Raw genomic sequence first — 25,897 nt, 5'->3', positions numbered from 1 at the left:
CATGGAAAAGAAACCTGTAAAAATTGTTACAATTGGTGGAGGAAGTAGCTATACACCAGAATTAATGGAAGGATTCATTAAAAGATATGATGAACTTCCTATTAGAGAAATTTGGTTAGTTGATATTGAAGATGGAAAAGAAAAACTTGAAATTGTTGGAGCAATGGCTCAACGTATGTGGGATGCTTCACCTTATGATGTCAAAGTGCATTTAACTTTAAACCGTAGAGAAGCATTAAAAGATGCTGATTTTGTGACAACTCAATTTAGAGTTGGATTATTAAATGCGCGTATTAAAGATGAAAGAATTCCTTTATCATATGGAATGTTAGGACAAGAAACCAATGGAGCTGGAGGTATGTTTAAAGCTTTGAGAACAATTCCAGTGATTTTAGATATTGTAGAAGATATGAAAGAATTATGTCCAGATGCATGGTTAATTAACTTTACAAATCCAAGTGGAATGGTTACTGAAGCTGTCATGAGATACGGAAAATGGGATAAAGTGATTGGATTATGTAATGTTCCTGTAGGAGCAATGATGAAAGAACCACAAATGATTCATAAAACATTGGATGAATTAACATATAAGTTTGCTGGATTGAATCATTTCCATTGGCATAAAGTCTTTGATAATGCAACAGGAAATGATATTACACAAAAAATTATTGATGCCATCTATGATCCAGATGTTGATGATGGAACACCAAAGAATATCTTTAATGTGAAGTTCTTTAAAGAACAATTAGATCAAATGCAAATGATTCCATGTGGATATCATAGATATTATTATCGTCAAGAAGAAATGTTGAAACATTCTTTAGAAGAATATCATGATGTCAATGTTGGAACAAGAGGTCAACAAGTTAAGAAAACAGAAGCAGAGTTATTTGAATTATATAAAGATCCAAATTTAAATTATAAACCAGAACAATTAACAAAACGTGGTGGAACACATTATAGTGATGCTGCCTGTGAAACAATTGCTTCTATCTATGCGAATAAAAACACACATATTGTTGTATCTACAAGAAATAATGGAGCAGTGCCAGATTTACCAGCTGATTGTACAGTAGAAGTGTCTTCATTTATTGGAGCCACAGGAGCAAGAGCGATTGCCTTTGGACCATTACATCCTGCTCAAAGAGGATGGTTGCAATGTATGAAAAATATGGAACTTTGTGTAGAAGAAGCTGCCGTGACTGGTGATTATAATTTATTGCTTCAAGCATTCACTTTAAATCCACAAGTGATGTCTGGAACAACAGGGAAACGTATTATGGATGAATTATTGATTGCCCATAAAAAATATTTACCACAATTTGCTGATAAGATTGCCGAGCTTGAAGCAGAAGGTATCACGATTAAAGATGATGTCGCAAGAGAATTAACTGAACAAGGATTATAAGATGACACACCTTATTGGAATCATTCCATAAGGTGTGTTTTTAAGTGTATTGTATAATAATGTGATAATCGTTATAATACTTATATTAGCAAATACAGAAAGGAAGAATGAAAGATATGATAGAATTAGAAAAGATGAAACAGGGGTTATGGTATGATGCCAATTATGATGAAGAACTCGTTAAAAAAAGGTATCAGTGCTTTGATTTATGTCATGAATATAATTTAACAAAACCAAGTTGTTTTGAACAAAAGAATAAGATTATGGAACAGATTTTAGGTTATTTACCAAAGAGCTTAGAGATTGTTGCACCTTTTCAATGTGATTATGGAAAGCATATACAATTTGGTGAGTATGTTTTTGTCAATTATAATTGTTATTTTATGGATGGAGCTAAGATAACTATAGGCAATCACGTTTTTATTGGACCTTCATGTGGTTTCTATACTGCAAAACATCCACTTGATTATCAAAGACGTAATGATGGTCTTGAACAGGCATTACCGATTGTCGTTGGGGATAACTGCTGGTTTGGTGCGAATGTCAGTGTCATACCGGGTGTTACGATTGGAAGTGGTTGCGTGATAGGAGCTGGAAGTATCGTTGTTAATGATATACCAGACAATTCAGTTGTTGCAGGAGTTCCAGCGAGAGTGATCAAAACAATAAATCAATGAGAGAAATAAGTAAGGAGAAAACTATGGAATTTGATATAAGTCAGTTAAAGTGGACAAGAGAACCTCAAAGCTATGATATAAAAGAGAATAAAATTGAAATGATTACAAAGCCGTATACAGATTTATGGCAAAGGACTTATTATCATTTTAGAAATGATAATGCTCCTGTTTTACAGATGAAAACAAAAGAAAAATACTTTTCATTTGTAGTTAAAACTGAATTTGAGAGTCATCAGCGTTTTGATCAATGTGGCATTGTGATGTATTTGGATAGTGAAAATTGGTTAAAGGCTTCTATTGAATATGAAAATGAAGCATTTCAAAGATTAGGTAGTGTTGTAACAAATAATGGATATTCTGATTGGGCAACGATATCTATTCCAGCTTCTATAAAGTCTATGTGGTATCGTTTAAGCAGACGAGAAGATGATTTTTGTATAGAGTGTTCAAATGATGGTCAAGTCTTTCAACAAATGCGTATTTGTCATATGAATCAAGCTATAGATGAAATTCAATTTGGTATATATGCAGCAAGTCCAGAAAATTCATCATTCAAAGCGACATTTACTCATATGATGATGGGAGAATGTCAATGGCTGGCACATGATGGACAACAACCAGATGAAAAATAAAAAGATCACTTATGATGATCTTTTTGATGGTTATATTCATATTGACGTCTATTTTGTCGATCTTTGATAACAGAGTTTTCAAAGTGATAAATATAATGAATATTGTTTTCATAATCTTTCATAAAGATGAGCATATAGATATTATCTAATAAAAATGTCATAGATATTTTAGACGCAAAAGCCCCTTGTTTGATAATGTTATTTTCACCATGTTTTAAAATCACAGCATATTTACAAAGCTTGATTAAAGGTGAATTTTCATTAGAAGTCACTAAAATAACAGGAATATTCAAATGAATATTTTCAAATACCCAATTTTTAACTCTTGTACTCGTAGCGTTATTACTGATAATAAAAGCAATAGGATTTTTAGATGTTTTAAAACGATGGACATTTTCAAAACCTATTTGAGTATTGCAGTAGATTGGTAGCCTAAGTTTTTGACATTTCATAACAAAATCCTGAGCAGTTAATAGTGAAGAACCTACACCATATACTGTAATAGCATCAGAATGATACAATAAATGAGCAATATTTTTTAATTGTTGAATATCTAATGAATGATAAACATCATCAATAACTTGATGATACATTTGATAAAATCTTTTAGGAATATCTTCTTCTTTGATATTTTGTTCAAAAGGCATATTGATTTCAATGCGTTTTTCATTGAGAATTAAAGAATTGAGTTCTGAAGCGAATTTGATTTTAAAATCAGAATAACCTTTCACACCCAACTTTTTAGTTAATCTGACAATACACGAAGGAGATGTATAAGTGACTTTAGCTAATTCATCAACACTTAAATTAATAACTTCTTGAGGATTATTGAGTATAAAATCAATGACAGCTTGTTCATTGTGAGTAAATTTTTGACTTTCCTTTAATTTTTGAAATAATGACATGATAGACCTCTTAAAGAATGTTTATTTTGATTCCTTTTCATCTAGTTTTTTTAATTTCCATTGAATAAGACGTTGAGAAAGTTTTTGAGAACGTTTCTTTTGTTTTAAGTCAAAAGTCTTTTTATAAGAAGCAAACAATTCATGAATTTGACCAGTAGGATCTTCAATAATATGAAAACCACTCACAATGCCTTCTTTTTGACCAATATCATTCGCATCAAAGGGAATATAGTAATAATAATCCTGTGTATCATCAATAACTTTTAATAATTGTTGATGAAATCCAATCACATAATAATTCTTTCCATCTGTTAAATCAGCATTTTTATCATGTCCAATAAATTGAACAATACCTATACAATCCACTTTTTCTTTTTCATTTGTTTCTAAATTAAGTCTTTCTACCTGCATCATATGCCTCCTGTTTATATTTATAAGAATATTTTATTCAAAAAGCATAATAAATACAATATAAAATTATAGAAAAGGTAATGTTTTTCTTTTGGAAAAGTTTGAATTTTGATATGATAAAAAAGGTGATAAGAATGTTTACAAAGGAACAGATTCAACAGTTTAATCCATTAGAAATGAAGATTTATGAGTATATTATTACCCATGAATTAGAATTCCCATATATGAGTATTCGTGAGTTAGCAGATGGTGTTTCAACATCTACAGCATCTATTTTACGTTTTTGTAAAAAGCTTGGATATGATGGCTTTAAAGAATTGAAATATGTCTTTAAAAATGAATTAAGAGAAAAAACACTTTTAAAAAAATATGATTTTGCTGAAATCATTCATTGTATCGAAAAGTTGGATAGTCCTTTTTATCGAGAAAAATTTAGTGAAGCCACGACAATGATTGGTAATGCAGATATATTGTTGTTTATTGGTATTGGTGATTCGGGAATTATGGCTGATTATGGAGCAAGATGTTTTACAAACTATGGGAAATTATCTGTTGCGATACATGATCCTTATACGAATATGACATTTTCTGGTGAAAAATGTGTGGTGATTGTTTTGTCAGTATCAGGAGAAACGGTGGAAACAATCAGCATGTTACATGGCTGTAAAGAAAGTGGATGTCATATTATAGGCATTAGTGCTACGGAAAATAATACATTATCAAGACTAAGTCATCTTATGATTCCTTATTATATCAATCGACATCGTATTAATGATAGAGAATTAACATCTCAAATACCGGCAATGTGTATTATTGAAAAGTTGGTAGGAATGACAATGGATGTGTAACATTTTGTTACAAAAATGTTATTTTTTGTTAAAAATGAATGATAATGATGAATGGGGAAAACCCCTTTTTTTGCTTAGAGGGGTTTGTTATAATGCTGACGTAGATAAGAAACCGGTTTCAAATTATCTGTCAAAATTGAGATAAGGGAGGAAAAATTATGGACAAGTTACAGGCAACAATGGAAAAGTTCTTTGTTCCATTTGCTGCTAAAATCAATGGTCAAAGACATGTCGCTGCAGTGCGTGATGCATTTACATTATCATTCCCACTGACAATGGCAGGGTCAATGGTTTTATTGATTAACAATGTTTTATTAGATCCAAATGGATTCATTGCAAGTTTGCTTCATTTAGGAGATTTGATTCCTAATTTAGCTGAATATCAGGCAGTCCTCAATTCAGTTATTAACGGGACAACAAATATCTTAGCTGTTTTAATTGCTTTTTTAACAGCCTATCAATTAGCTGAAGAAATGGAAGGAGATAAAGTTTTATGTGGTGTAACATCTCTTTCTGCATATTTCATTTTGTATCCTGCTTCAAGAGCTTTTGCTGATGAATCTGGTGCAGGTTTAACAACCACTTATTTAGGAGCACAAGGTCTATTTGTTGCTTTATTTGTTGGTTTATTTGTTGCTGAAATTTTGACACGTTTAGGACGTAATTCTAAATTAAGAATTTCTATGCCAGCAATGGTTCCACCAGCTGTTTCTAAATCATTTAACTTATTAATTCCTATTATGATTGTACTTGGATTAACTGGTGTGATTAACTTTATTTTTGGTAAAATTACAGCTGATGGTATTCAAGTGCTTATTTATAATGCAATTCAGGCACCATTAACATCTTTAGGAAGTTCAATGGGAACAATATTAACATTTGTTGTGGTACAACAATTCTTATGGGTATTAGGTATTCATGGACCAAATACATTAAATGCATTGCGTTCTGTTATTTTCACAGAACAAGCCAATGCCAACTTAGCTTATGTTGCTGCCAATGGAACGGCATGGGGTGCCCCTTATCCAGTCAACTGGGGATCAATCAATGATGCATTTGGTAATACAGGTGGTTCAGGAGCAACTCTAGGTTTGATTATTGCGATGTTTATTGCTGGACGTAAAAATAAAGCACAATATCAAATTGCGAAGATGTCTTTAGCACCGGGATTATTTAACATCAATGAGCCAATTATTTTTGGTTTCCCACTTGTTATGAATCCTATGTATATGGTTCCATTTATTTTAGCACCAGTTGTATGTAATATTTTTGGATGGTTCTGTGTTGAAGTGATTCAAATCATACCACCGGTTGCTTATAGTGTAGCTTGGACAACACCGGGATTCTTGATTCCATTTTTAGGTTCGGGAGCAACAAGTATTATGGCACTCGTCATTGGATTTGTCTGTGTAGCTATTAGTACAGTCATTTATTTACCATTTGTTATGGCAAGTACAAGAGCAGCTGTTAAGGCAGAACAAGCTGGTGAAGGTGAATAAAGATGAAAGCTAGTTTTTTATGGGGCGGTGCAGTTGCCGCCCATCAAGTTGAAGGTGGATGGCGTGATGGTGGCAAAGGTATCAATGTATCAGATATTATGACTGTAGGTAGCCATGCCAGTCCAAGAAAGATTACACCTGTCATTGATGAAAATGAATTTTATCCAAATCATGAAGCCATTGATTTTTATCATCGTTATAAAGAAGACATTGCATTGTTTAAAGAAATGGGATTTAAATGTTTTAGAACTTCTATTTCGTGGGCAAGAATTTTTCCTCAAGGTGATGAAGAACAGCCTAATGAAGCAGGATTGAAATTCTATGATGATTTGTTTGATGAATTACTTAAAAATGATATTCAACCTGTAATTACATTATCACATTTTGAAATGCCTTATGGTTTAGTTACAAAATATGGCGGATGGAGAAATCGACAGTTAATCACTTTCTTTGAAAGATTTGCAAGAGTTTGTTTTGAAAGATATAAAGATAAAGTGAAATATTGGATGACATTTAATGAAATTAATAATCAAGCCAATTATCAATCTGATATTTCTGTATTAACAAATTCTGGAATTCTCTTTCAAGAAGGCGAAGATAAAGAAGAAATTGTTTATCAGGCCAGTCTATATGAATTGATTGCCAGTGCGAAGGCAGTGAAAATTGCTCATGATATTAATCCGGATTTTATGGTTGGTTGTATGATGGCAATGACACCTATTTATCCTTATTCTTGTAGTCCGGATGATATGTTAAAGGCTGTTGGAGCGAATCATAAACGTTTCTGGTATCTTGATATTCATGCACGTGGAAAGATTCCAGCTTATATGCAATCATTCTTTAAACGTAAAGGTTATCATCTTGATATCACAGAAGAAGACATAGCTACTTTAAAAGATGGTTGTGTAGATTATATTGGTTTTAGTTATTACATGTCTTTTACTACAAAAGGTGATGGTAATGAATATTTAGATTATAATGAAGCAACTGATTTATGTGATAATCCATATATTTCAAAGACAAAATGGGGATGGCCAATTGATGCCAAAGGACTACGATATACTTTAAACTGGCTTTATGATCGTTATCAACTTCCTACCTTCATTGTTGAAAATGGTTTTGGAGCTATTGATGTTTTAGAAGATAGTAATCAAGTTCATGATCAATATCGTATTAATTATTTAAAAGAACATATTGAACAAATGAAAAAAGCTATTGAAATAGATGGTGTTGATGTTTTAGGTTATACTGTTTGGGGTTGTATAGATTGTGTAAGCTTTTCTACAGGTGAGATGAAAAAGCGTTATGGTTTTATTTATGTAGATAAAAACAATGATGGTTCTGGAACTTTAAAACGTTATAAAAAAGATTCTTTTGAATGGTATAAACAAGTCATTGCCAGTCAAGGAGATAAGCTATAGTGAAATATCTTGTTTTAGATGTGGGTGGAAGTTCTATTAAATATGCTTTAATGGATGAACAAGCTCAAATATATGAACGAGGATCAACACCTACACCTCAGGACACATTGGAACATTTTATTGAAACGATAGGACAGCTTTATGATGATTATAAAGGTGGTATTGAAGGGATTGCTCTTTCTATGCCGGGAATTATTGATCCTCAAAAGGGCTATTGTTTTACTGGAGGGGCATTATCTTATATTCGAGATATTCCTATGAAAGAAAAATTACAGCAACGTTGTCCATGCCCTATAACTATTGGTAATGATGCTAAATGTGCTGGAGCAGCTGAACTTGGATTTGGGAATCTTCAGGATGTTGAAGATGGTGTTGTCATTGTTTTAGGAACAGCCGTTGGTGGGTGTGTTATTCATCAAGGTGAAGTACAATATGGAAAACACTTCTTTGGTGGTGAGTTTTCAATGATTTTTTCTCATGGTATAGATGGGGAAGATTTCTGGTGGGCAACAAATGGTATTTTAGGATTATTAAAACGTGTGCAAAAGCGTCTAAGTACCCAACAGGAATATACTGGTATTGAAATCTTTGAAATGGCAAATCAAGGTCATCTTGAAGTACAAAAAGCAATCAAGGATTTTGTGACAATCCTTGTCAAAAGAATTTATAGTTTACAATGTGTTTTAGATCCAGAAAAATTTGTCATAGGTGGAGGTATTAGTGCCCAACCACTTCTCTTTGAATATATTCAACAGGTTAATGATGAAATATTTGAGAATAATGATTATTATGTAAAACCGGTTATTGAACCATGTTATTATCGTAATGATGCGAATCTTGTAGGAGCTTTATATCAGTTTTTAAATCAAAAATAAAAGGAAAGGAATAGATGTGAGATGAAAAACTATTTTAATGAATTGAAAAATGAATCCAAGAATCAGACAAGTTATATCAAAAGATTTATAGCTTACGCTATTGACTGGTATGTTGGAGGATTGCTGGCATCTATTCCCCTTATTTTACTTTATATGTCATTACATGAGGATGCTTCATATATACCACAAGTGATTACCATCTTTGAACAACCTTATCAACTGATTGCAGGAGGCTTGTCATTTTCTGTAAGCTTGTTATATTATATTGGGATTCCATTATATACAAAGGGGCAAACATTAGGTAAAAAAATATTAGGATTAAAAATAGTTGGTGATCATTATGATGATGTCACAATGAAACAAATTCTGCTTAGACAAGGTGTCATGATTTTACTTGTTGAAGGAAGTATTTATACTGCAAGCAATATGTTGCATCAGATGATTAATGTCATGACAGGATTTAATTTTGCTTCATTATATGCTTATATTGGTGTTGTTATTAGTTTGATTTCAGTAATTTGTGTTTTTGTATTCAAATCTAAGAAATCTTTGCATGATATTGTCGCAAAAACTTTAGTTGTTGATATTAAATCACCTCAATATACTTATGAAGTAAAGAAGAATAAAAAAATTCGTAAAAAGAAATTGAAACTTTCATAAAATTTATTTAAACTGAACTTAAGTGTTCAGTTTTTTTCTTGAGGAGGTGTTTTGATGGTAACAATAGAAAAATTAAATACTTTAAATGATTTAGAAATGTCTATTTATCATTATGTAGAAGCACATCGTGATGAAGTTGTTAAGCTGAAATTAAAAGATATAGCTGAAGTCATTCATGTTTCTCCTTCGATGATTACACGTACTGCTCAAAAGATAGGTTATGATGGTTTTGTGGAATGGAAAACAGCTATTAAAATGGAAAATAAAAATCACTTACATCATAAAGAGAACAAATTAAATTATATTTTGGATTATTTTCAAAAAGTTGATAATGATGAATTTAATCAAAGTATTCATCAAGCAACACAAATAATTGCTCAATCCAAAGAGGTGATGTTTTGGGGTGTAGGTATTTCAGGAGCTATAGCTAAAGCAGGAGCGTATTTGTTTAATCGTAAAGGGAAAAGAAGTGTTGTGTGTGATGATTTTAGTATGCGTGTACATGGGATGTATAATCATCATGACTGTGCAATCGTTTTAAGTGTATCTGGTGAAACGGATGAAATGATTCAAAGAATCATGTTGTTAAAAAGATGTGGAGTACAAGTGATTATTATAACCAACAGTGCTTCGTCTTCAGGAGCAAAAATGGCAGATTTAGCTATCTGTTATTATGTACCAAGTTCAAGAAATGAGGATTTTTATAGTTCAGCAACACAGGTTCCAGTAATTTATATTTTAGAAAGTTTAGCTGATACATTAGAAGAATATGGGATTATTTAAAAAAGGAGTATATGATGGATATTGAATTTGAAAATGCCAAAAGAAAAGATGTACCTGTTATTTTGCAGTTTATTAAAGAGTTGGCACGTTATGAGAAGTTAGAACATGAAGTGATTGCAAATGAAGCATTATTGGAACAATGGTTATTTGATTATAAGATAGCTGAAGTGATTTTTGTTGTGAAGGATCATCATAGAATTGGGTTTGCTTTGTTTTTTCATAATTTTTCAACTTTCTTAGGCAGAGCGGGTTTATATTTGGAAGATTTGTATATTAAACCAGAATATAGAGGTCATGGATATGGAAAAGCAACGATTAAGGAACTTGTAAGGATTGCTAAAGAAAGAGGCTGTGGAAGAATGGAATGGTGGTGTCTGGATTGGAATCAATCAAGTATTGATTTCTATCTATCTTTAGGAGCAAAGCCAATGGATGAGTGGACAGTATATCGATTGACTGATGATGATTTTGAAAGATTATTACAATAATAAGAAAAAATAATTGCTTTGATAAATAATTTTTGCTAGAATAAGAAAGGGCACTCAGGCTTTCCGCTGGAGTGCATTTTTATTTGAGAAAGGAGATAGTGAAAATGGCTAAATTTATATTTGTGACAGGTGGAGTTGTTTCGGGATTAGGAAAAGGATTGACAGCTGCATCTTTAGGGAGATTGCTTAAACAAAGAGGATTAAAAGTCTTTATGCAAAAGCTTGATCCTTATATTAATGTGGATCCGGGAACAATGTCGCCATTTCAACATGGTGAAGTTTTTGTGACGACAGATGGTGCCGAAACAGACTTGGATTTAGGACATTATGAACGTTTTATTGATGAAGAATTGAATCGTAGTTCATCTATTACAACAGGAAGAATTTATAGCGATGTCATTTCTAAAGAACGTCGTGGAGATTATTTAGGAGCAACTGTACAGGTTGTACCCCATATTACCAATGAGATTAAGGCTAAAATCTATGCAGCAGCTAAAAGTAGTCAGGCTGATATTGTGATTACTGAAATTGGCGGGACAGTTGGAGATATTGAAAGTTTACCTTTTATTGAAGCCATTAGACAAGTCCGTTTAGATATCGGATATAAAAATACTCTTTATATACATACAACATTGCTTCCATATATTGGTGCTAGTCATGAAGTGAAAACAAAACCAACACAACATAGTGTTAAAGAATTAAGAGGCTATGGAATACAACCAGATATTATTGTTTGTCGTAGTGAAAAACATATTGATCAGGAATTAAAAGAAAAAATTTCTTTATTCTGTAATGTTCCTGTAGAAGCAGTTATTTCTAATTATGATGTAGATGTTTTATATGAATTACCAATGATGTTATTAGAACAGCATATGGATGATTTGGTATTAGATCATTTAAGAATGACAGCTCCAAAAGCTGATATGACAGAATGGCAACAGCTTATTGAACGTGTCAAAGGATTAAACAAGGAATTGACTATTAAGATGGTTGGAAAATATGTACAATTACCTGATGCTTATTTATCGGTTAATGAAGCCTTGCGTCATGCAGGATATTATGAAAATAGTATTGTTCATATTGATTGGATTAATGCTGAAGAAATTAATGATGATAATGTAGCAGATATATTAGCAGGAGCGGATGGCATTTTAGTGCCGGGTGGTTTTGGACAACGTGGCATTGAAGGTATGATTAAGGCTATTCGTTATGCTAGAGAAGAAAAAATTCCGTTTTTAGGTATCTGTTTAGGAATGCAGTTGGCATCTATTGAATTTGCAAGAAATGTATGTCATTTACCAGATGTTAATTCTATCGAATTTGATGATATGTGTGAAACACCGTTAATTCATTTGATGAGTGATCAAACATTAGATGATATGGGTGGTACACAAAGATTAGGAAATTATGATTGTGAATTATTAAAGGGTAGTCGTGCTTATGATTTATATGGGAAAGAATTGATTCAACAAAGACATAGACATCGTTATGAATTTAATAATAAATATAAAGATATTCTTGAACAACATGGATTAGTTGTTTCAGGAAAGAATCCAGAAAGAAATCTTGTAGAAATTATTGAATTAAAAGATCATCCTTATTTTGTAGCATGTCAATTCCATCCGGAATTTTCTTCAAGACCAAATCGTAGTGAACCTTTATTTCAAGGCTTGATTACAGCAGCTTACCATCAAAAATATGATAAAAAGAACATTCAAAAATAGAATGTTCTTTTTATCTACGTTTATGAACTTCATTGTAAATAATGTAGAATATCTTTTTCGCTGTCAATATCAAATATATGTACTGTTAGTGAATCAAGTTGTTCTTGAGTGCATGACTGAATTGTTGCAAGGGTGTCTTTTGAAAGATGTCCTAACTTTGATTTGAGTTGTCTAATTAAAGTTTGAATGATACCCTCACTTCTTCCAATAGCTTTTCCAATAGATTTCCCTTTGTTTAGGTTCTCTTTTCCATAATCTCTGATAGCTTGACACATATCAATTTTCTCCTTGATATTTAAATTAACTTCATTGTAAATAATGTAGAATATCTTCTTCATTATGAATATCAAATATATGTACTGTTAGTGAATCAAGTTGTTCTTGAGTGCATGACTGAATTGTTGCAAGGGTGTCTTTTGAAAGATGTCCTAACTTTGATTTGAGTAGTTTGATTAAAGTTTGGATGATGCCTTCATTTCTCCCAATGTTAATACCTTCAGTTCTTCCAATAGATTTCCCTTTGTTTAGGTTCTCTTTTCCATAATCTCTGATAGCTTGACACATATCAATTTTTTCCTCCTTTACCTTTTCATAAATCTGTGTGTTCTTTGTCAGTGCTGCGATTGTGACTGCAATGTCGTGGCTGATTGTGATATCATGATCTTCATCATATTGATGATTGTATAAATACCTTAATCCTATGATTAGCTCCTTAAGCTCCTGGCTATGAAATCTCTCTAGATCGAGGTATCTCATTTCAATGAGCGGATAGGATGCAGCATTCATATAATCCTTTAAGGCAGGAGGCATAGGGTTCATCATGTCCTCGTATGTTCTGGGAGCTTTCCACTTCTTCTGCCCATAGTAGACAACAAATGTCATGACACCCTTAATCATCTGATGAGTGGAGCGATAGAGATTGAACTGCTGAAGGTAGTTCATCTCATCATATTCTCTTGTTCTTTGGAACATGCCATGATCAATCTGGGATTGATGCTCTATGCCAATCAGACATTCTGTGCCATCAATGTTGACAAGATAGATGTTGTCACGTTCACGTTCTCTGGTGATGTTTTGATTAGGAAGGTGGGAATCGAGATTGGAATCGGACAGGGAGATGTCGTCATAATGGATCACAGCGTTTTCATAGAAAAGGATACCATTGATAAAATCAGCAGTGACATGACAGTTTTTGAATAGGGATCTGATGCGAATATCAAAAATCTTTCTGAGCATATAATTTTTCTTAGACATGAATAATACCTCCTATTATTCATATATACAGAAAAAACGGATTTTTCTTTTTTTTCAGAGAAATTTTTAAAATATTTTCATCATACAGACATATTATAACACAAAGATTGCTAAAAGCATATATTTAAAGATGAATAATGATTTTTTGAATATTGGGGATTTGTTAATGGAAAGTCTTAAAAAATATGATAAAATAGTCATATGTATGGAGGGATGCGTCATGGCTATTCAATTAATCTATTTCAGTGGAACAGGAAGCACGCAAAAGGTTGTTCGTTTTATAGGAAAACAATGGCAAGAAAAAGTGTATGAATATGATTTATCAAATCCTCATATTGCAAGACATGTTTTTTCTCATCAAGATTTATGCATTGTAGGTGTACCCTCTTATGGCGGGCGAGTTCCTACTATAGCAATTGAGCGTTTAAAACAATTTAAAGCCAATCAGACACCTGTTATTCTTGTTGTGACTTATGGGAATAGACATTATGATGATACATTCATAGAACTCAAAGATACTTTGCAGCCATTAGGGTTTATATGTGTAGGAGCAATGGCAATTGTTTGTGAACATTCAATTGTTCATGAGTTTGCACACGGTAGACCGAATGCGAAAGATTTTGAATATATACAATCATTGGTTGAAACTTTAAAAAGAGATTTACATCCCATTGAAGTTCCAGGACATAGACCTTATAAAATCTTTCGAGGTGGTTTGAAGCCTTTGGTGACATCGCAGTGTACAAAGTGTGGATTATGTGCTAAACTTTGTCCTGTAGAAGCCATTGATTTACAACATTTGGAAACAACAAATGAAAGTTTATGCATTTCTTGTATGCGTTGTATTTCTATCTGTCCATTCAAAGCAAGAATATGTGATGACAAGCAGGTTGAAGCGACACGTATGAAAATTCAAAAAGTTTGTACAATTGATAAACAAAGTGAATTGATAGGAGGATCATTATGTTAAAGGCAATATTTATTGACCATATGGGGACATTAGTATATGAGCAGAGTGAGTGGTTAGAAAAACTGATGGATATGTGTGTTCAGAATTCAAATGAAAAAGACCCTCAAAAGCTGGCTGATTTATGGTATCAGAAACATGATGAACTGCTTGCAAAATATAATGGAGATAACTATAAAAGTGAGTATGATATATCTTTAGAGGCATTTGAGTGTATAAAAGATGAAATTGGATTACAGGGAGATAGTCATCAGTATTGTGATTTGCTGGTACAACATTGGATTCATACACCAGCCTATGATGATTCTTATGATTTTTTTGAACAATGTCCATTACCTATCTATATTATTACGAATAATGATATATGTTATGTAGAAGAAAGTATGAAAAATCTTGAATTAGAACCTAAAGGAATTATTTCAAGTGAAACAACACATTATTATAAACCAGCAAAAGAAATGTTTGAAAAAGCATTAGAAATTACTAAACTAAAACCTTCAGAAGCTGTGTATATTGGTGATAGTTATAATAAAGATATGCAATCAGCGAAAAGTGTTGGAATGAGAGCATTCTTGATTGGACATAAGGACATTCAAGATCCTGAAGTAACATGTATTGATACATTATTAGATGTTTTCGAATATTTATAGTCCTTTTTAAGGGCTTTTTTCTTTATTCTCAGTTTGTGTCGTGTCCATTTTTATGTAAAAATGATACGATATAACAAAGGAGATGAAGCGTATGAATCAAAAAAAGATTGGAAGCTTTATTAAAGAATTGCGTCAAAGTCATTCTTTAACTCAAGAAGAATTAGCTCAAATATTAGGTGTCAATCATAGAACTGTATCACGCTGGGAAACTGGCAAGAATATGCCTGATTATGATGTCATTATTGATATGGCAAAATATTTTCAAGTGAATGTTGATGAAATTTTAAATGGTGAAAGGCAAGTCACTCAACAAAAATCCAGATTTTTGAAAAATAAATATGCAATCATGAATAACATGAATTATCATGTTGTGAATTTTGTTTTTAATATTGTCAGTATTTTGATGATTATCATTGCTTATAATCAGGGGTGGTATGGTCAAGTTACTGAAGATTTCTTGCATATCCTTTTAGAATTTGGAAAATCATTTTTCTTTGATCCTATTATAATAATTTTTGTGATTGTGATGCTCTTATTGCTGCTAAAACATCTTAAGACGCATTTTCAATATATGCAAGAAACAATAGCTATTAATCTTATAATATATAATATGATTTTTATACCTATTATCATTGCTTTATCAGGGTTTATCTATTTTCTTGTTTTCTATGTCTATGAAAGTGCCTGGTTGGTTGCTTTTGTGAATATATTTTTGAATATGTTTTTATTTCATTGGTTATATGTCATGAGGTTTCATAATGAAGTTGATAGAATATGGACTTATCAAAAAAAGTCATGAGAGCATTGAAGGTCAATTCTTTGATAGACTTTTCGCATCAATCAAAATAATTTGATTATTTTTTGACATTTTTTTCATCTTTTGTTCGTTTTGTTGAGAGGGATATGAGAAGAATGATAAAATGAACCCGTAATGAAGGAGGAAGAATTTATGTCAATAAAAGTAATCATAATGGATGTTGATGGGACACTCACAAATAGTCAGAAAATAGTGACACCAAAAACAAAAGAAGCTTTGTTAAAGGTACAAGAAAAGGGAGTCATTTTAATTTTAGCTTCAGGTAGACCAACATCTGGATTAAGAGATTTAGCAAAAGAGTTAGAAATGGATAAACATAATGGTTTATTGGTTTGTTATAATGGATCAAAGGTCGTAGATTGTCAAACAGAAGAAGTTTTATTTAATCAGGCTTTAACTGTTGAAGAAGCAAAGGCCGTTTTAGAACATATGAAAAAATTTGATCGTGTACGTCCAATGATTGATAAAGATGATTATATGTATGTAACAAATGTCTATGATAATTATATTCAGTTTAATGGCAAACCTTTCAATGTGATGGAATATGAATCACGTGGTGGAAAGTTTAAATTATGTGAAGTTGATGATTTAGCAGAGTTTGTAGATTTTCCATTAAATAAAATTTTAACAACTTCAGATCCAGAATATTTACAGGCACACTATCAAGAAATGGAAGCACCATTTAAAGATACATTAAGTTGTATGTTTACTGGACCATTTTATTTTGAATTTACAGCACAAGGCATTGATAAAGCCAAAGCATTAGATACTGTTTTAAAACCAATGGGATACAAACAAGAAGAAATGATGGCTTTTGGAGATGGACATAACGATGCTTCTATGATTCAATATGCAGGAATTGGAATAGCTATGGCAAATGCTGTAGATGATTTGAAAGCTATTGCTGATGATGTGACTTTATCTCATGATGAAGATGGTATTGCAGCAGCTATTTATAAATATATGCCAGAAATAAAATAAATTGTGCATTCATAAAATATTGATTATAATGTTCATGAGGTGAAACCTATGAACATTTTTAATAATGAGTGTTCTATAGTGTTGTATGTAAGTGTTTTAAAAGACAGTAAGTGATGTAAAATGATTATTGAAAAACAAATGGATACGCATAATTTGACAGAATCAGAAAAACAAATCAAAAAATTTATTCTTGATCAAAATAATGATATATCAGCAATGACAAGTATTGAATTAGGAAAAAGAAGTTATACTTCACAAGCTTCAGTTATGAGATTTTATAAAAACTTGGGTTTAGGACATATCGTGAATTTATATCTACTTTAAATATTGAAAGAAATGAGCTTTTTAAAATACAAGATATCTATACACAAAATTTTAGTCAATATTTTACAAGCTTTGAAAATGTACAAACAACACTTTATCAGATTTATGATTTATCTATGACAAAAACAAATGTTTTATTAGATAAAAATGTCATTACAAGAATTTGTAATCGTTTATTAAATGCAACATATATAGATGTATATGCTATTGGAATAGATGATATTATTTGAAAGCAATTGGTTTATAGACTTCAATCTTTAGGATTACTCACAACTTTACATGATACATTTAATCAAAAATATGTTAAAAATACTTCTAAAAATAATGTTTCTATTGTTATTTGTTTAAATGCTTCTCAATTACAGATATATGAAATTACAGAATATTTATTACAAAACCATATTTATACAGTTTCACTTATGGGAAGTCATCATCAACAGTTATTAAATATGAATCAAGATTCTCTATTGTTTTATACACCAGAAAATCAAGATATGGATGGATTAATAGAGGTTTTTTCAGCAGAATATGTTATTAATCTGATTTATGCTATATTAAAAGGAAGAAAAGAAAATAATATGAATAAATAGTTTATTTTATTCAAATGATATTCTAGGGAACATTTTTATGCTCTCTTTTTTATTTGTAGGTCAATAGACTTATGTTATGATAAGACTAAAGGATGGTGAACATATAATGAAGCTAGGTATCATTGGAAGTGGGAAGATTGTCGATGAATTGCTTTCTTTTATTCATGAGTTGGATGATATACAATGTATCCATATTTCAGGAACGTTAAGAAGTCAAGACAAATTAAAAAGACTAGTTCAAGAACATAAATTTAAACATTATTCTACAAATTATGATGATTTATTAAATGATCATGAAATAGAAGTAATTTATATTGCTGTTCCTAATCATTTACATTATGAATTTGCTAAAAAAGCATTAGAACATCATAAACATGTGATTATTGAAAAACCAATGACATCAAACTATCAAGAAGCTAAAGAATTAAAAGATTTGGCTGTTAAAAATCAATTATTTATTTTTGAGGCGATTACAAATCAGTATTTATCTCAGTATACTTATATTAAAAATCATCTTCATGATTTAGGAGATATAAAATTAGTATCCCTCCAATTTTGTCAATATTCCTCTCGCTATGATGAATTTATGAAAGGGCATATTTTACCTGTTTTTGATTATAAAAAATCTGGTGGAGCTTTGATGGATCTACAGGTTTATCATATCCATTTTATTGTGGGATTATTTGGAGAACCTATAGATATACAATATTATCCTCATATTGAACAACATATTGATACATCAGGTGTTTTCATCTTACATTATCCACATTTTCAATGTATTTGTATGGCAGCAAAGGATAAACAGACTCCCTCTTTTAATATCATACAAGGGACAAAAGGAAGTCTATGCATTGAAAGTCCTGTGAGTCTTATTCAAGAAGTCAAGCTTATCAAAAATGATGGCACATCTGATATTATCGATGCTGGTCACCAGCATGTGATGTATGAAGAATGGCAAAGCTTTATAAAAATATGTCAAAATCATGATTTAAAACAATGTTATAAAATGTTAGAACAAAGTTTAGTAGTTAGTCAAATTCTCACTATCGCAAGACAAAAAGCAGGAATCATTTTTCCTGCTGATCATATATTATAAAAATAGCTACCAACATAGGGTAGTTATTTTTATAATATGATATAATAGAAATAGCTCTAAACTTGAGCTAAAGCTTCTTCAAGTACCTTTTTGGCATTGAATTGAACAAAGTCGTCATCACTAATTAAAATAACAGGTGTTCCAGCTTTTGCAAGGTCTTCAAACTTTGATACAGAACTCTTAAGTTGTGGCGTCACTAAAATCACATCGGCTTGTTCAATAGAATATTCAATCATTGTTTCTGCAGTTGCCCAAATAATGACTTCCATATCTTTTTTAGAAGCTTCATCTTTTAAGGCAGAGGCAAACATATTAGAAGTGACACCAGCTTTACAACATAATAAAATTTTCATAAGATTTCTCCTTTCTATGTTTATTTATATTATTATTTTATCATATTGCGAAAAAAAGTGAAAAAACTTCAATCAAATGAAAAAAATTATTGACTGTAGAGTCACTCCATAGTGTTAAATAAAGATAGAAAGAAGGCGAAAGTAATGAAAACAAGCGATTTAGAAAGAGAATTAGGATTAAGCAAGTATACACTTCGTTATTATGAAAAAGAGGGATTGATTACACCTCAAAGAGATGATAATGGTTATCGCCATTATAGTGATGAAGATTTACAGACATTAAAATTAGTAAAGTTTTTAAGAAGTTTAAATATCTCTATAGACGATGTTAAAGCGATTATTCATGGCAATCTGGATTTTCATGAATGTTTAAAAATGAATCAAATACATTTAGATCATCAAATAGAAAGTTTAAAGGAAGTGAAAAAAACAATTGATAATTATCATGATAAAGACTTACCTTTAATTCCAGCTTTACAGGATATTCAAGAAACAACACATCATTGGACACTGGGTATTCAAAAAACAACGAATGCTGTATCATTAGGTAGAAAGCTGACAAAAGCATGGGCGAAAAGACAAATGATTTATAATATGGTTATAGGAGCTTTGATGGCATTTCTTATTTCTATGGTCTTTATCGCAATGATTGATTCAGTAGGATTAAGATTTCTTATTTACATGATGATTTATGTATTAGTAGAACTGATAATCATAGCTTTTTCTTATAAGATGACAAGTAGTGCTATGATTGATTTGACTTTAAATCAATCTGTAGAGTTTTTTGAGAGTGGGATACGTTACTATCAGTTTAAAAATCCAATCAGAAACATTCAATATTTCTTTGCTGTACTACGAGGAAAAGATAAACAATATATGAAATATTATCGTTATGAAGATATTCGTAAAGTATCAATGTATGTGAAAAAACGTTACATGAAAATAGCATCACCTATAGCTTATGAAAATGATGTGATTGATTTTGAATTTGAATTTTGTGATGGTCAAAAATTTTATTTCTACTATCCAATGATTTTGGACGATGATGCCAGATATATTGGGGCTATTTTAGAAGCAAAAGTTTCTTGTATAGAAGATAAAGATAACGTTTTATATGCCATGAAAAATGGTTTAAATATAACTGATTATATGATGAGTAAAAATAATAGTGAGGATAAGGGATATGAAAACAAGTGATTTAGAGAAGGAATTAAAACTTTCAAAACATACTATTCGTTATTATGAAAAAGAAGGGTTGGTTACACCTCAAAGAGATAGCAATGGTTATCGTAATTATAGTGATGAAGATATTCAAACATTAAAATTAGTGAAGTTTTTAAGAGGGTTAGATATTTCTATAGATGATGTTAAAGCAATTATAAATGGTGAATTAGATTTTCATGAGTGTTTAAAAGTCAATCAAATACATCTAGAACATCAAATAGAAAGTTTAAAAGAAGTGAAAAAGACAATTGATAACTACCATGATAAAGATTTACCTTTAATTCCAGCTTTAGAAAATATTGAAGTTGATGCTAAAAACTGGAAACTTGGCTATCAAAAAACAACAAGTGCAGTATCATTAGGTAGAAAGCTAACCAAAGCATGGGCAAAAAGACAGTTGGTTGTTGCTGCATTTTCTTCTGCTATTTTATCGGTTGTGTTTACATTATGGATGTCTAAGGTTATTCCTTTGATATGGGTGCGTATTCTTCTTTTATTAGTTTTGTTTATTGTTTTATTGATTTTAATGATTGCGACAGCATTTCGTCAAAGTTTTGCAGCAATGACAGATAACTGTTTAGATCAGTCTGTAGAGTTTTTGAGTGAGGGTATTCGTTATTATCAATTTAATGGGTTAGTAGCGAATCTTAAATATTTCCTTGCGGTATTAGTAGACAAAGATAAGGATATTATGAAGTTTTATCGTTATGAGGATATAACTAAAGTTTGTATTTATACAAATCTTAAATATATGAATATAGGTGCACCAATCGCTTATGAAGTTTATGAATCAGATTTTGAATTTCATTTTCGTGATGGTAAAAAGTTCTATTTCTTTTGGCCTATGACATTAGATGATGATTCAAGATATATTGCTGCAATCTTAGAAGCAAAAGTTCCTTATATTGAAGATAAAGATAATATTTTATATGCCATGAAAAATGGAATCAACATTACAGATTATATGTTGCACAAAGATTAGCACAATATTTCCCATTTTTACATGATGATTTCTATATAAGTATCATTTATGATAAATTTGGTGATGATAAATGAAGATATTTCAAGATTATAAAAGCTACTATGATTACATGCAGCCTTATCGTAGTGCTGCAAATCTCATTCAAACAAAGTTAGAAGCTATTGACGATGAATTAAAATGCTTTCATGGTTATAGTCCTATTCATCAAATTCAATCAAGAATTAAATCTCTTGAAAGTATTGAAGAAAAAATGAATCGTAAACATTATCCAGTGACTATTGAATCATTAAAATATCTTCATGACATAGCAGGATTAAGAGTGATTTGTCATTATATTAATGATATTCAATATATCTCTCAGTTATTGATTATGCATGAAGATATTCATTTATTAAAGAAAGTGAATTATATTGATTATCCTAAAGAAAGTGGTTATCAATCTTTACATCTTGTTGTAGAGGTGCGTGTTTATTGTCAAAAAGGTTTATTAAAAATACCAGTTGAAATTCAGCTTCGTACTATTGCGATGGATTGTTGGGCAAGTTTAGAACATGATATTCTTTATAAAAATAAAGAACCGGTTTCTAAAGACATTCAAGATGAGTTAAAAGAGTGTGCAAAGCGTATAGCTTTAACAGATTTACAAATGCAAAAAATATATCAGAAGGTTTATCAAAAAAAGCATACTTTCTAAAGTTATGGTATAATGAAACAAATAGGATAGGAGGGATTGTATGAGCCTCTTTGATAAATGGAAGAAAAAAGATACATCATCCAAGATGACAGAGGGATGGGATGCCATTGTAGAAGCATGTGAAAAAGTCTACCCCAATCAAAAAGAACCTTTGCATTATGGCACATTAGTCAGTTGGAAATTAGGTGGCAATGATCCATTGGATGGGATAAGTATTTATGATGGAGGAGATTATTGGCATTTTGTGACTTTTGGATTATCAGAACTTTATGAAAAAGAATCTTCTGATCCAAAGATCAGTGGTTATGGAATGGAATTCACTTTAAAATTAAAGAAAGGTTATGGCGATGATGATGCACAAATAAGTGGTATTTGTGGAATTCTCCAGACACTTGCAAGAATCACTTTTCAAAATGGTGAAGTATTTAGAGAATATGAATATATTTATACTGGGCAAAAAGAAGGTATGGATATTCAACAAACATCATTGTTGACGGGATTTATAACAGCATTGGATTCGGATATTCAAACCATTGTCACACCTTTTGGCAAAGTGGATTTTATTGAACTCATTGGAGCAACTAACCAAGAACTTCAAGCGTTACAAAATCATCAATGTACAGTCAAAGAACTATATCAAAAAATAGGAGATATCACAGATTATCAAAGACAATCTGTAATCTAAAGTCAAATGGTTTATATTTTAATACATGGTTTAGGACAGGATGAAACAAGCTGGAATCAAGTAGAAAGTTTATTGCTGCAAAAGAAAATGAAAGTCAAAAAAGTATCTTTATACCAACTTTTACAAAATCAAGACTTTACTTATGAAAATCTTTTTGAATCTTTTGTACAATATTGTTTACAATTTCAAGAAAAGGTTTCTCTTTGTGGCTTATCATTAGGTGGTATTTTAGCTATGGATTTTGCGAAAACATATCCTCAACATATTCAATCACTTATTATCATTGGTACTCCTTACAAGATTCCTCGTTTACTGTTTGGTATACAAAATCTTATGTTTCATTTGATGCCTCAATCAACCTTTGAAAAAATGGGAAGCAAAAAGAAAGATTTTATTTCATTGGTACAATCTATGACGCATATGAATATCTCAAAGGATTTGGAACTTATTCAATGTCCGACACTTCTTTTATGTGGTGAAAAAGATACACATAATAAAAAAGGATGTCAATTACTAAATGGACATATTTATGGAAGTTGTTTTGAAATCATTGAACATGCATCACATGAAGCCAATATTGACAATCCCCAGCTTTTAGCACAAAAGATTTCTTCATTTTATACAAAACAAAAAGCATGAACGTACTCATGCTTTTTAAAAACTATTTTTTTGGTAATTTAAATGAACTTTTTAATGATACGATTCTGTTAAAAACAAGATGATCTTCAGCAGAATCTTTTGTATCGACACAGAAATATCCATTTCTTACAAATTGGAATGAATCTCCAGGTTTTGCATCTTCAATAGATGGCTCAATATAACAGTTTTCAACAACTGTCAATGAATTTGGATTTAAATTCATGCTTCCATCTTCATTGTAAACACCTTTTTCTTCATCCACAAGATTTTCATATAATCTGGCAGTGACCTTCTTTGCGAAAGGTACAGGCACCCAATGAATTGTTCCTTTCACTTTACGACCAGTAAATCCTGTTCCATTTTTAGTAATTGGATCATATGTACAATGGACAACTGTTACGTTTCCATTTGCATCTTTTTCATAACTTACACATTTGACAAAATAGGCATTCATTAAACGCACTTCATTTCCTGGAAATAAACGGAAATATTTTTTAGGTGGTTCTTCCATAAAGTCATCTCTATCAATCCAAAGTTCTCTACAGAAAGGTACTTGTTTTGTTCCTAACTCAGGATTTTCCATATTCACTTGAGCATCTAAATATTCAACCTGTCCTTCAGGATAATTATCAATCACAAGTTTAATAGGGTCTAAAACAGCCATGACACGAGGTGCTTTTGGTTTTAAATCATCACGAATACAATATTCAAGCATTGCATAATCAACAGATGAGTTACTTTTTGCTACACCAACTAAATCCATGAAGTTCTTTAATGATTCTGGTGTAAATCCACGTCTTCTTAAAGCAGCAATAGTGACTAAACGTGGGTCTTCCCATCCATCGACGATACCTTGATCAACTAAGCGTTTAATATAACGTTTTCCAGTGACGACATTTGTCAGATATAATTTTGCAAATTCAATCTGTTTTGGTGGTTCGGGATATTCTAATTCTTGAACAACCCAATCATATAAAGGTCTATGATCTTCGAATTCCAATGTACAGATAGAATGTGTAATATGTTCAATCGCATCTTCAATAGGGTGAGCAAAGTCATACATTGGATAAATACACCATTGATCACCTGTGTTATGATGTGTCATTCTGGCAATTCTATAAATAATAGGATCACGCATATTGATATTTGGTGAAGCCATATCAATTTTTGCACGAAGAACTTTGCTTCCATCTTCAAATTCACCATTTTTCATTCTTTCAAACAAATCAAGGTTTTCTTCAACACTACGATCACGATAAGGTGAATTTTTTCCTGGCTCTGTTAATGTTCCACGGTATTCTTTGATTTGGTCAGCTGTTAAATCACAAACATAAGCCTTTCCTTTTTTGATTAATTTAATAGCTGCCTCATACATTTGAGGAAAATAATCAGAAGCAAATTTCACTTCTCCATCATAATGAGCACCTAACCATTCTACATCTTTAATAATGGAATCTACAAATTCTGTTTTTTCTTTTGTTGGATTTGTATCATCAAAACGTAGATTAAATGTTCCATTGTATTTTTTCGCAAGTCCATAATTTAATAAGATAGACTTGGCATGACCAATGTGTAAATAACCATTAGGTTCAGGTGGAAAACGTGTTGCTACTTTTGTATATGTTCCTTCCTCTAAATCTTTATCTATAATTCTTTCAATAAAATTTTTACTGATAACTTCTTTATTATCCATCTGTCCAACCAACCTTCCTTCAATATATGCTTTAGTTTACCATATTTTTTGAAAATATAAAACAGTTTCATGAGATATAGTTTTGTATATTGTCCTTATTTGTGCTAGAATAGGGCAGAAAGGGTGATGTTTATGATGAGAATTGGACAATCTATTGATATTCATCAATTAGTTGAAGGCAGACCACTAATTTTAGGTGGAGTAGAAATACCTTATGAAAAAGGTTTAAAAGGACATAGTGATGCAGATGTTTTGTTACATGCGATCATTGAAAGTATTATTGGAGCGATGGGACTTGGAGATATTGGAAAGCATTTTCCTGATACTGACCCACAATATAAAGGGATTTCTTCAATGCTTTTATTGCAACATACTTATGATATGATGAAACAAAATGGTTATACAATTGGAAATATTGATAGCCTGATTTTATGTGAAGAACCAAAGATGGCACCACATATTCCACTGATGAAAGAAAATGTTGCCAGAGTTTTACATTGTGACATCACACAAGTGAATATTAAAGCGACAAGAGGAGAAAAAATGGGCTTTGTTGGTAGAAAAGAAGGTATTGTTGCCCAAAGCGTTGTATTATTAAATAAGGAAGGATAGAAAAG

General features: G+C 31.2%; 30 protein-coding genes. 24 read left to right on the top strand and 6 right to left on the bottom strand.

Features of this window, described 5'->3' with window-relative positions; translation table 11 throughout:
- The first annotated feature begins 1 nt into the window (after position 1).
- The 3 genes from ACGHJ8_RS12765 (at position 2) to ACGHJ8_RS12755 (ending at position 2,717) form a co-directional block, all read left to right on the top strand.
- Positions 2 to 1,408: a 6-phospho-beta-glucosidase gene (locus ACGHJ8_RS12765; RefSeq protein ID WP_211962876.1), complete on the top strand. Its 1,407-nt coding sequence runs from the start codon at positions 2 to 4 to the stop codon at positions 1,406 to 1,408.
- A 116-nt stretch (positions 1,409 to 1,524) separates the two neighbouring features.
- Positions 1,525 to 2,085 carry a sugar O-acetyltransferase gene (locus ACGHJ8_RS12760; protein WP_390540761.1) on the top strand — a complete coding sequence of 187 codons (561 nt, stop codon included), beginning with the start codon at positions 1,525 to 1,527 and terminating at the stop codon, positions 2,083 to 2,085.
- Positions 2,086 to 2,108: 23 nt separating this feature from the next.
- Positions 2,109 to 2,717: a DUF1349 domain-containing protein gene (locus ACGHJ8_RS12755; protein WP_390540759.1), complete on the top strand. Its 609-nt coding sequence runs from the start codon at positions 2,109 to 2,111 to the stop codon at positions 2,715 to 2,717.
- A 5-nt stretch (positions 2,718 to 2,722) separates the two neighbouring features.
- Here ACGHJ8_RS12755 and ACGHJ8_RS12750 read toward each other — a convergent pair whose 3' ends face one another.
- Positions 2,723 to 3,622 carry a MurR/RpiR family transcriptional regulator gene (locus ACGHJ8_RS12750; RefSeq protein WP_390540757.1) on the bottom strand — a complete coding sequence of 300 codons (900 nt, stop codon included), beginning with the start codon at positions 3,620 to 3,622 and terminating at the stop codon, positions 2,723 to 2,725.
- A gap of 21 nt (positions 3,623 to 3,643) precedes the next feature.
- Positions 3,644 to 4,033, bottom strand: coding sequence for a hypothetical protein (locus ACGHJ8_RS12745; protein ID WP_390540755.1), 390 nt, complete (start codon positions 4,031 to 4,033; stop codon positions 3,644 to 3,646).
- Positions 4,034 to 4,167: 134 nt separating this feature from the next.
- On the opposite strand from ACGHJ8_RS12745, the gene ACGHJ8_RS12740 reads away from it, so the two are divergent.
- The 8 genes from ACGHJ8_RS12740 to ACGHJ8_RS12705 all read left to right on the top strand — a co-directional run bounded on the left by ACGHJ8_RS12740 (position 4,168) and on the right by ACGHJ8_RS12705 (position 12,331).
- Positions 4,168 to 4,881 (top strand): MurR/RpiR family transcriptional regulator, encoded by a 714-nt coding sequence (locus ACGHJ8_RS12740; RefSeq protein WP_211962889.1) that lies wholly within the window; start codon positions 4,168 to 4,170, stop codon positions 4,879 to 4,881.
- 158 nt (positions 4,882 to 5,039) lie between these two features.
- The gene (locus ACGHJ8_RS12735; protein WP_087360492.1) at positions 5,040 to 6,380 is read left to right on the top strand and encodes a PTS sugar transporter subunit IIC; all 1,341 of its coding nucleotides are present in this window, start codon (positions 5,040 to 5,042) and stop codon (positions 6,378 to 6,380) included.
- A gap of 2 nt (positions 6,381 to 6,382) precedes the next feature.
- Positions 6,383 to 7,801: a 6-phospho-beta-glucosidase gene (locus ACGHJ8_RS12730; RefSeq protein ID WP_390540752.1), complete on the top strand. Its 1,419-nt coding sequence runs from the start codon at positions 6,383 to 6,385 to the stop codon at positions 7,799 to 7,801.
- Positions 7,801 to 8,676, top strand: coding sequence for an ROK family protein (locus ACGHJ8_RS12725; RefSeq protein ID WP_390540750.1), 876 nt, complete (start codon positions 7,801 to 7,803; stop codon positions 8,674 to 8,676). The genes ACGHJ8_RS12730 and ACGHJ8_RS12725 overlap by 1 nt, the downstream gene beginning before the upstream one ends.
- A gap of 21 nt (positions 8,677 to 8,697) precedes the next feature.
- The gene (locus ACGHJ8_RS12720) at positions 8,698 to 9,336 is read left to right on the top strand and encodes an RDD family protein (RefSeq protein ID WP_211962891.1); all 639 of its coding nucleotides are present in this window, start codon (positions 8,698 to 8,700) and stop codon (positions 9,334 to 9,336) included.
- Between the two features lie 54 nt (positions 9,337 to 9,390).
- Positions 9,391 to 10,119: a MurR/RpiR family transcriptional regulator gene (locus tag ACGHJ8_RS12715; RefSeq protein ID WP_129736517.1), complete on the top strand. Its 729-nt coding sequence runs from the start codon at positions 9,391 to 9,393 to the stop codon at positions 10,117 to 10,119.
- Positions 10,120 to 10,133: 14 nt separating this feature from the next.
- Positions 10,134 to 10,607, top strand: coding sequence for a GNAT family N-acetyltransferase (locus ACGHJ8_RS12710; RefSeq protein WP_390540748.1), 474 nt, complete (start codon positions 10,134 to 10,136; stop codon positions 10,605 to 10,607).
- A gap of 104 nt (positions 10,608 to 10,711) precedes the next feature.
- Positions 10,712 to 12,331, top strand: coding sequence for a CTP synthase (locus ACGHJ8_RS12705; RefSeq protein ID WP_205090869.1), 1,620 nt, complete (start codon positions 10,712 to 10,714; stop codon positions 12,329 to 12,331).
- Between the two features lie 29 nt (positions 12,332 to 12,360).
- Here the strand turns inward: ACGHJ8_RS12705 and ACGHJ8_RS12700 are convergent, their stop codons facing one another.
- A complete protein-coding gene (locus ACGHJ8_RS12700; RefSeq protein WP_211962893.1) occupies positions 12,361 to 12,606 on the bottom strand; it encodes a DUF4351 domain-containing protein in 246 nt (81 codons plus the stop codon).
- Between the two features lie 31 nt (positions 12,607 to 12,637).
- Positions 12,638 to 13,585, bottom strand: coding sequence for an Rpn family recombination-promoting nuclease/putative transposase (locus ACGHJ8_RS12695; protein WP_390540745.1), 948 nt, complete (start codon positions 13,583 to 13,585; stop codon positions 12,638 to 12,640).
- Positions 13,586 to 13,805: 220 nt separating this feature from the next.
- On the opposite strand from ACGHJ8_RS12695, the gene ACGHJ8_RS12690 reads away from it, so the two are divergent.
- The 7 genes from ACGHJ8_RS12690 to ACGHJ8_RS12660 all read left to right on the top strand — a co-directional run bounded on the left by ACGHJ8_RS12690 (position 13,806) and on the right by ACGHJ8_RS12660 (position 19,010).
- Positions 13,806 to 14,555: an EFR1 family ferrodoxin gene (locus ACGHJ8_RS12690; RefSeq protein ID WP_390540743.1), complete on the top strand. Its 750-nt coding sequence runs from the start codon at positions 13,806 to 13,808 to the stop codon at positions 14,553 to 14,555.
- Entirely contained in the window at positions 14,549 to 15,202 is a 654-nt protein-coding gene (locus ACGHJ8_RS12685) for an HAD family hydrolase (RefSeq protein ID WP_390540741.1), read from the top strand. The genes ACGHJ8_RS12690 and ACGHJ8_RS12685 overlap by 7 nt, the downstream gene beginning before the upstream one ends.
- 91 nt (positions 15,203 to 15,293) lie before the next feature.
- Entirely contained in the window at positions 15,294 to 16,001 is a 708-nt protein-coding gene (locus ACGHJ8_RS12680) for a helix-turn-helix domain-containing protein (protein WP_205091113.1), read from the top strand.
- A gap of 150 nt (positions 16,002 to 16,151) precedes the next feature.
- On the top strand, positions 16,152 to 17,000 hold the full coding sequence (locus tag ACGHJ8_RS12675) for a Cof-type HAD-IIB family hydrolase (protein ID WP_390540738.1): 849 nt from the start codon (positions 16,152 to 16,154) through the stop codon (positions 16,998 to 17,000).
- 120 nt (positions 17,001 to 17,120) lie between these two features.
- Entirely contained in the window at positions 17,121 to 17,324 is a 204-nt protein-coding gene (locus ACGHJ8_RS12670; RefSeq protein WP_390540736.1) for a hypothetical protein, read from the top strand.
- A gap of 236 nt (positions 17,325 to 17,560) precedes the next feature.
- Positions 17,561 to 17,914, top strand: a complete 354-nt coding sequence (locus tag ACGHJ8_RS12665; protein ID WP_390540734.1) for a hypothetical protein — start codon at positions 17,561 to 17,563, stop codon at positions 17,912 to 17,914.
- A gap of 106 nt (positions 17,915 to 18,020) precedes the next feature.
- Positions 18,021 to 19,010 carry a Gfo/Idh/MocA family protein gene (locus ACGHJ8_RS12660; protein WP_390540732.1) on the top strand — a complete coding sequence of 330 codons (990 nt, stop codon included), beginning with the start codon at positions 18,021 to 18,023 and terminating at the stop codon, positions 19,008 to 19,010.
- Positions 19,011 to 19,066: 56 nt separating this feature from the next.
- On the opposite strand, the gene ACGHJ8_RS12655 is transcribed toward ACGHJ8_RS12660, so the two are convergent.
- Positions 19,067 to 19,363 carry a PTS sugar transporter subunit IIB gene (locus ACGHJ8_RS12655; protein WP_205090712.1) on the bottom strand — a complete coding sequence of 99 codons (297 nt, stop codon included), beginning with the start codon at positions 19,361 to 19,363 and terminating at the stop codon, positions 19,067 to 19,069.
- 144 nt (positions 19,364 to 19,507) lie between these two features.
- Here ACGHJ8_RS12655 and ACGHJ8_RS12650 point away from each other — a divergent pair, with 144 nt between their 5' ends.
- From ACGHJ8_RS12650 to ACGHJ8_RS12630, 5 genes are all read left to right on the top strand, one after another.
- Positions 19,508 to 20,560, top strand: coding sequence for a MerR family transcriptional regulator (locus ACGHJ8_RS12650; RefSeq protein WP_390540730.1), 1,053 nt, complete (start codon positions 19,508 to 19,510; stop codon positions 20,558 to 20,560).
- Positions 20,547 to 21,569, top strand: coding sequence for a MerR family transcriptional regulator (locus tag ACGHJ8_RS12645; RefSeq protein WP_390540728.1), 1,023 nt, complete (start codon positions 20,547 to 20,549; stop codon positions 21,567 to 21,569). The genes ACGHJ8_RS12650 and ACGHJ8_RS12645 overlap by 14 nt, the downstream gene beginning before the upstream one ends.
- 70 nt (positions 21,570 to 21,639) lie before the next feature.
- Positions 21,640 to 22,263 carry a GTP pyrophosphokinase family protein gene (locus ACGHJ8_RS12640; protein WP_390540726.1) on the top strand — a complete coding sequence of 208 codons (624 nt, stop codon included), beginning with the start codon at positions 21,640 to 21,642 and terminating at the stop codon, positions 22,261 to 22,263.
- A gap of 40 nt (positions 22,264 to 22,303) precedes the next feature.
- Positions 22,304 to 22,948 carry a suppressor of fused domain protein gene (locus ACGHJ8_RS12635; RefSeq protein ID WP_211962912.1) on the top strand — a complete coding sequence of 215 codons (645 nt, stop codon included), beginning with the start codon at positions 22,304 to 22,306 and terminating at the stop codon, positions 22,946 to 22,948.
- Positions 22,949 to 22,954: 6 nt separating this feature from the next.
- Positions 22,955 to 23,587 (top strand): alpha/beta fold hydrolase, encoded by a 633-nt coding sequence (locus tag ACGHJ8_RS12630; protein WP_390540724.1) that lies wholly within the window; start codon positions 22,955 to 22,957, stop codon positions 23,585 to 23,587.
- Positions 23,588 to 23,609: 22 nt separating this feature from the next.
- Here the strand turns inward: ACGHJ8_RS12630 and ACGHJ8_RS12625 are convergent, their stop codons facing one another.
- Entirely contained in the window at positions 23,610 to 25,280 is a 1,671-nt protein-coding gene (locus ACGHJ8_RS12625) for a glutamine--tRNA ligase/YqeY domain fusion protein (protein ID WP_390540722.1), read from the bottom strand.
- A 132-nt stretch (positions 25,281 to 25,412) separates the two neighbouring features.
- Here ACGHJ8_RS12625 and ispF point away from each other — a divergent pair, with 132 nt between their 5' ends.
- Positions 25,413 to 25,892: a 2-C-methyl-D-erythritol 2,4-cyclodiphosphate synthase gene (ispF, locus tag ACGHJ8_RS12620; protein WP_087360181.1), complete on the top strand. Its 480-nt coding sequence runs from the start codon at positions 25,413 to 25,415 to the stop codon at positions 25,890 to 25,892.
- The last annotated feature ends 5 nt before the right edge of the window (positions 25,893 to 25,897 follow it).

The organism is Massiliimicrobium timonense (assembly GCF_042850985.1).
Taxonomy (GTDB): Bacteria; Bacillota_I; Bacilli_A; order Erysipelotrichales; family Coprobacillaceae; genus Allocoprobacillus.
This window is presented reverse-complemented; position numbering and strand designations above follow the sequence as displayed.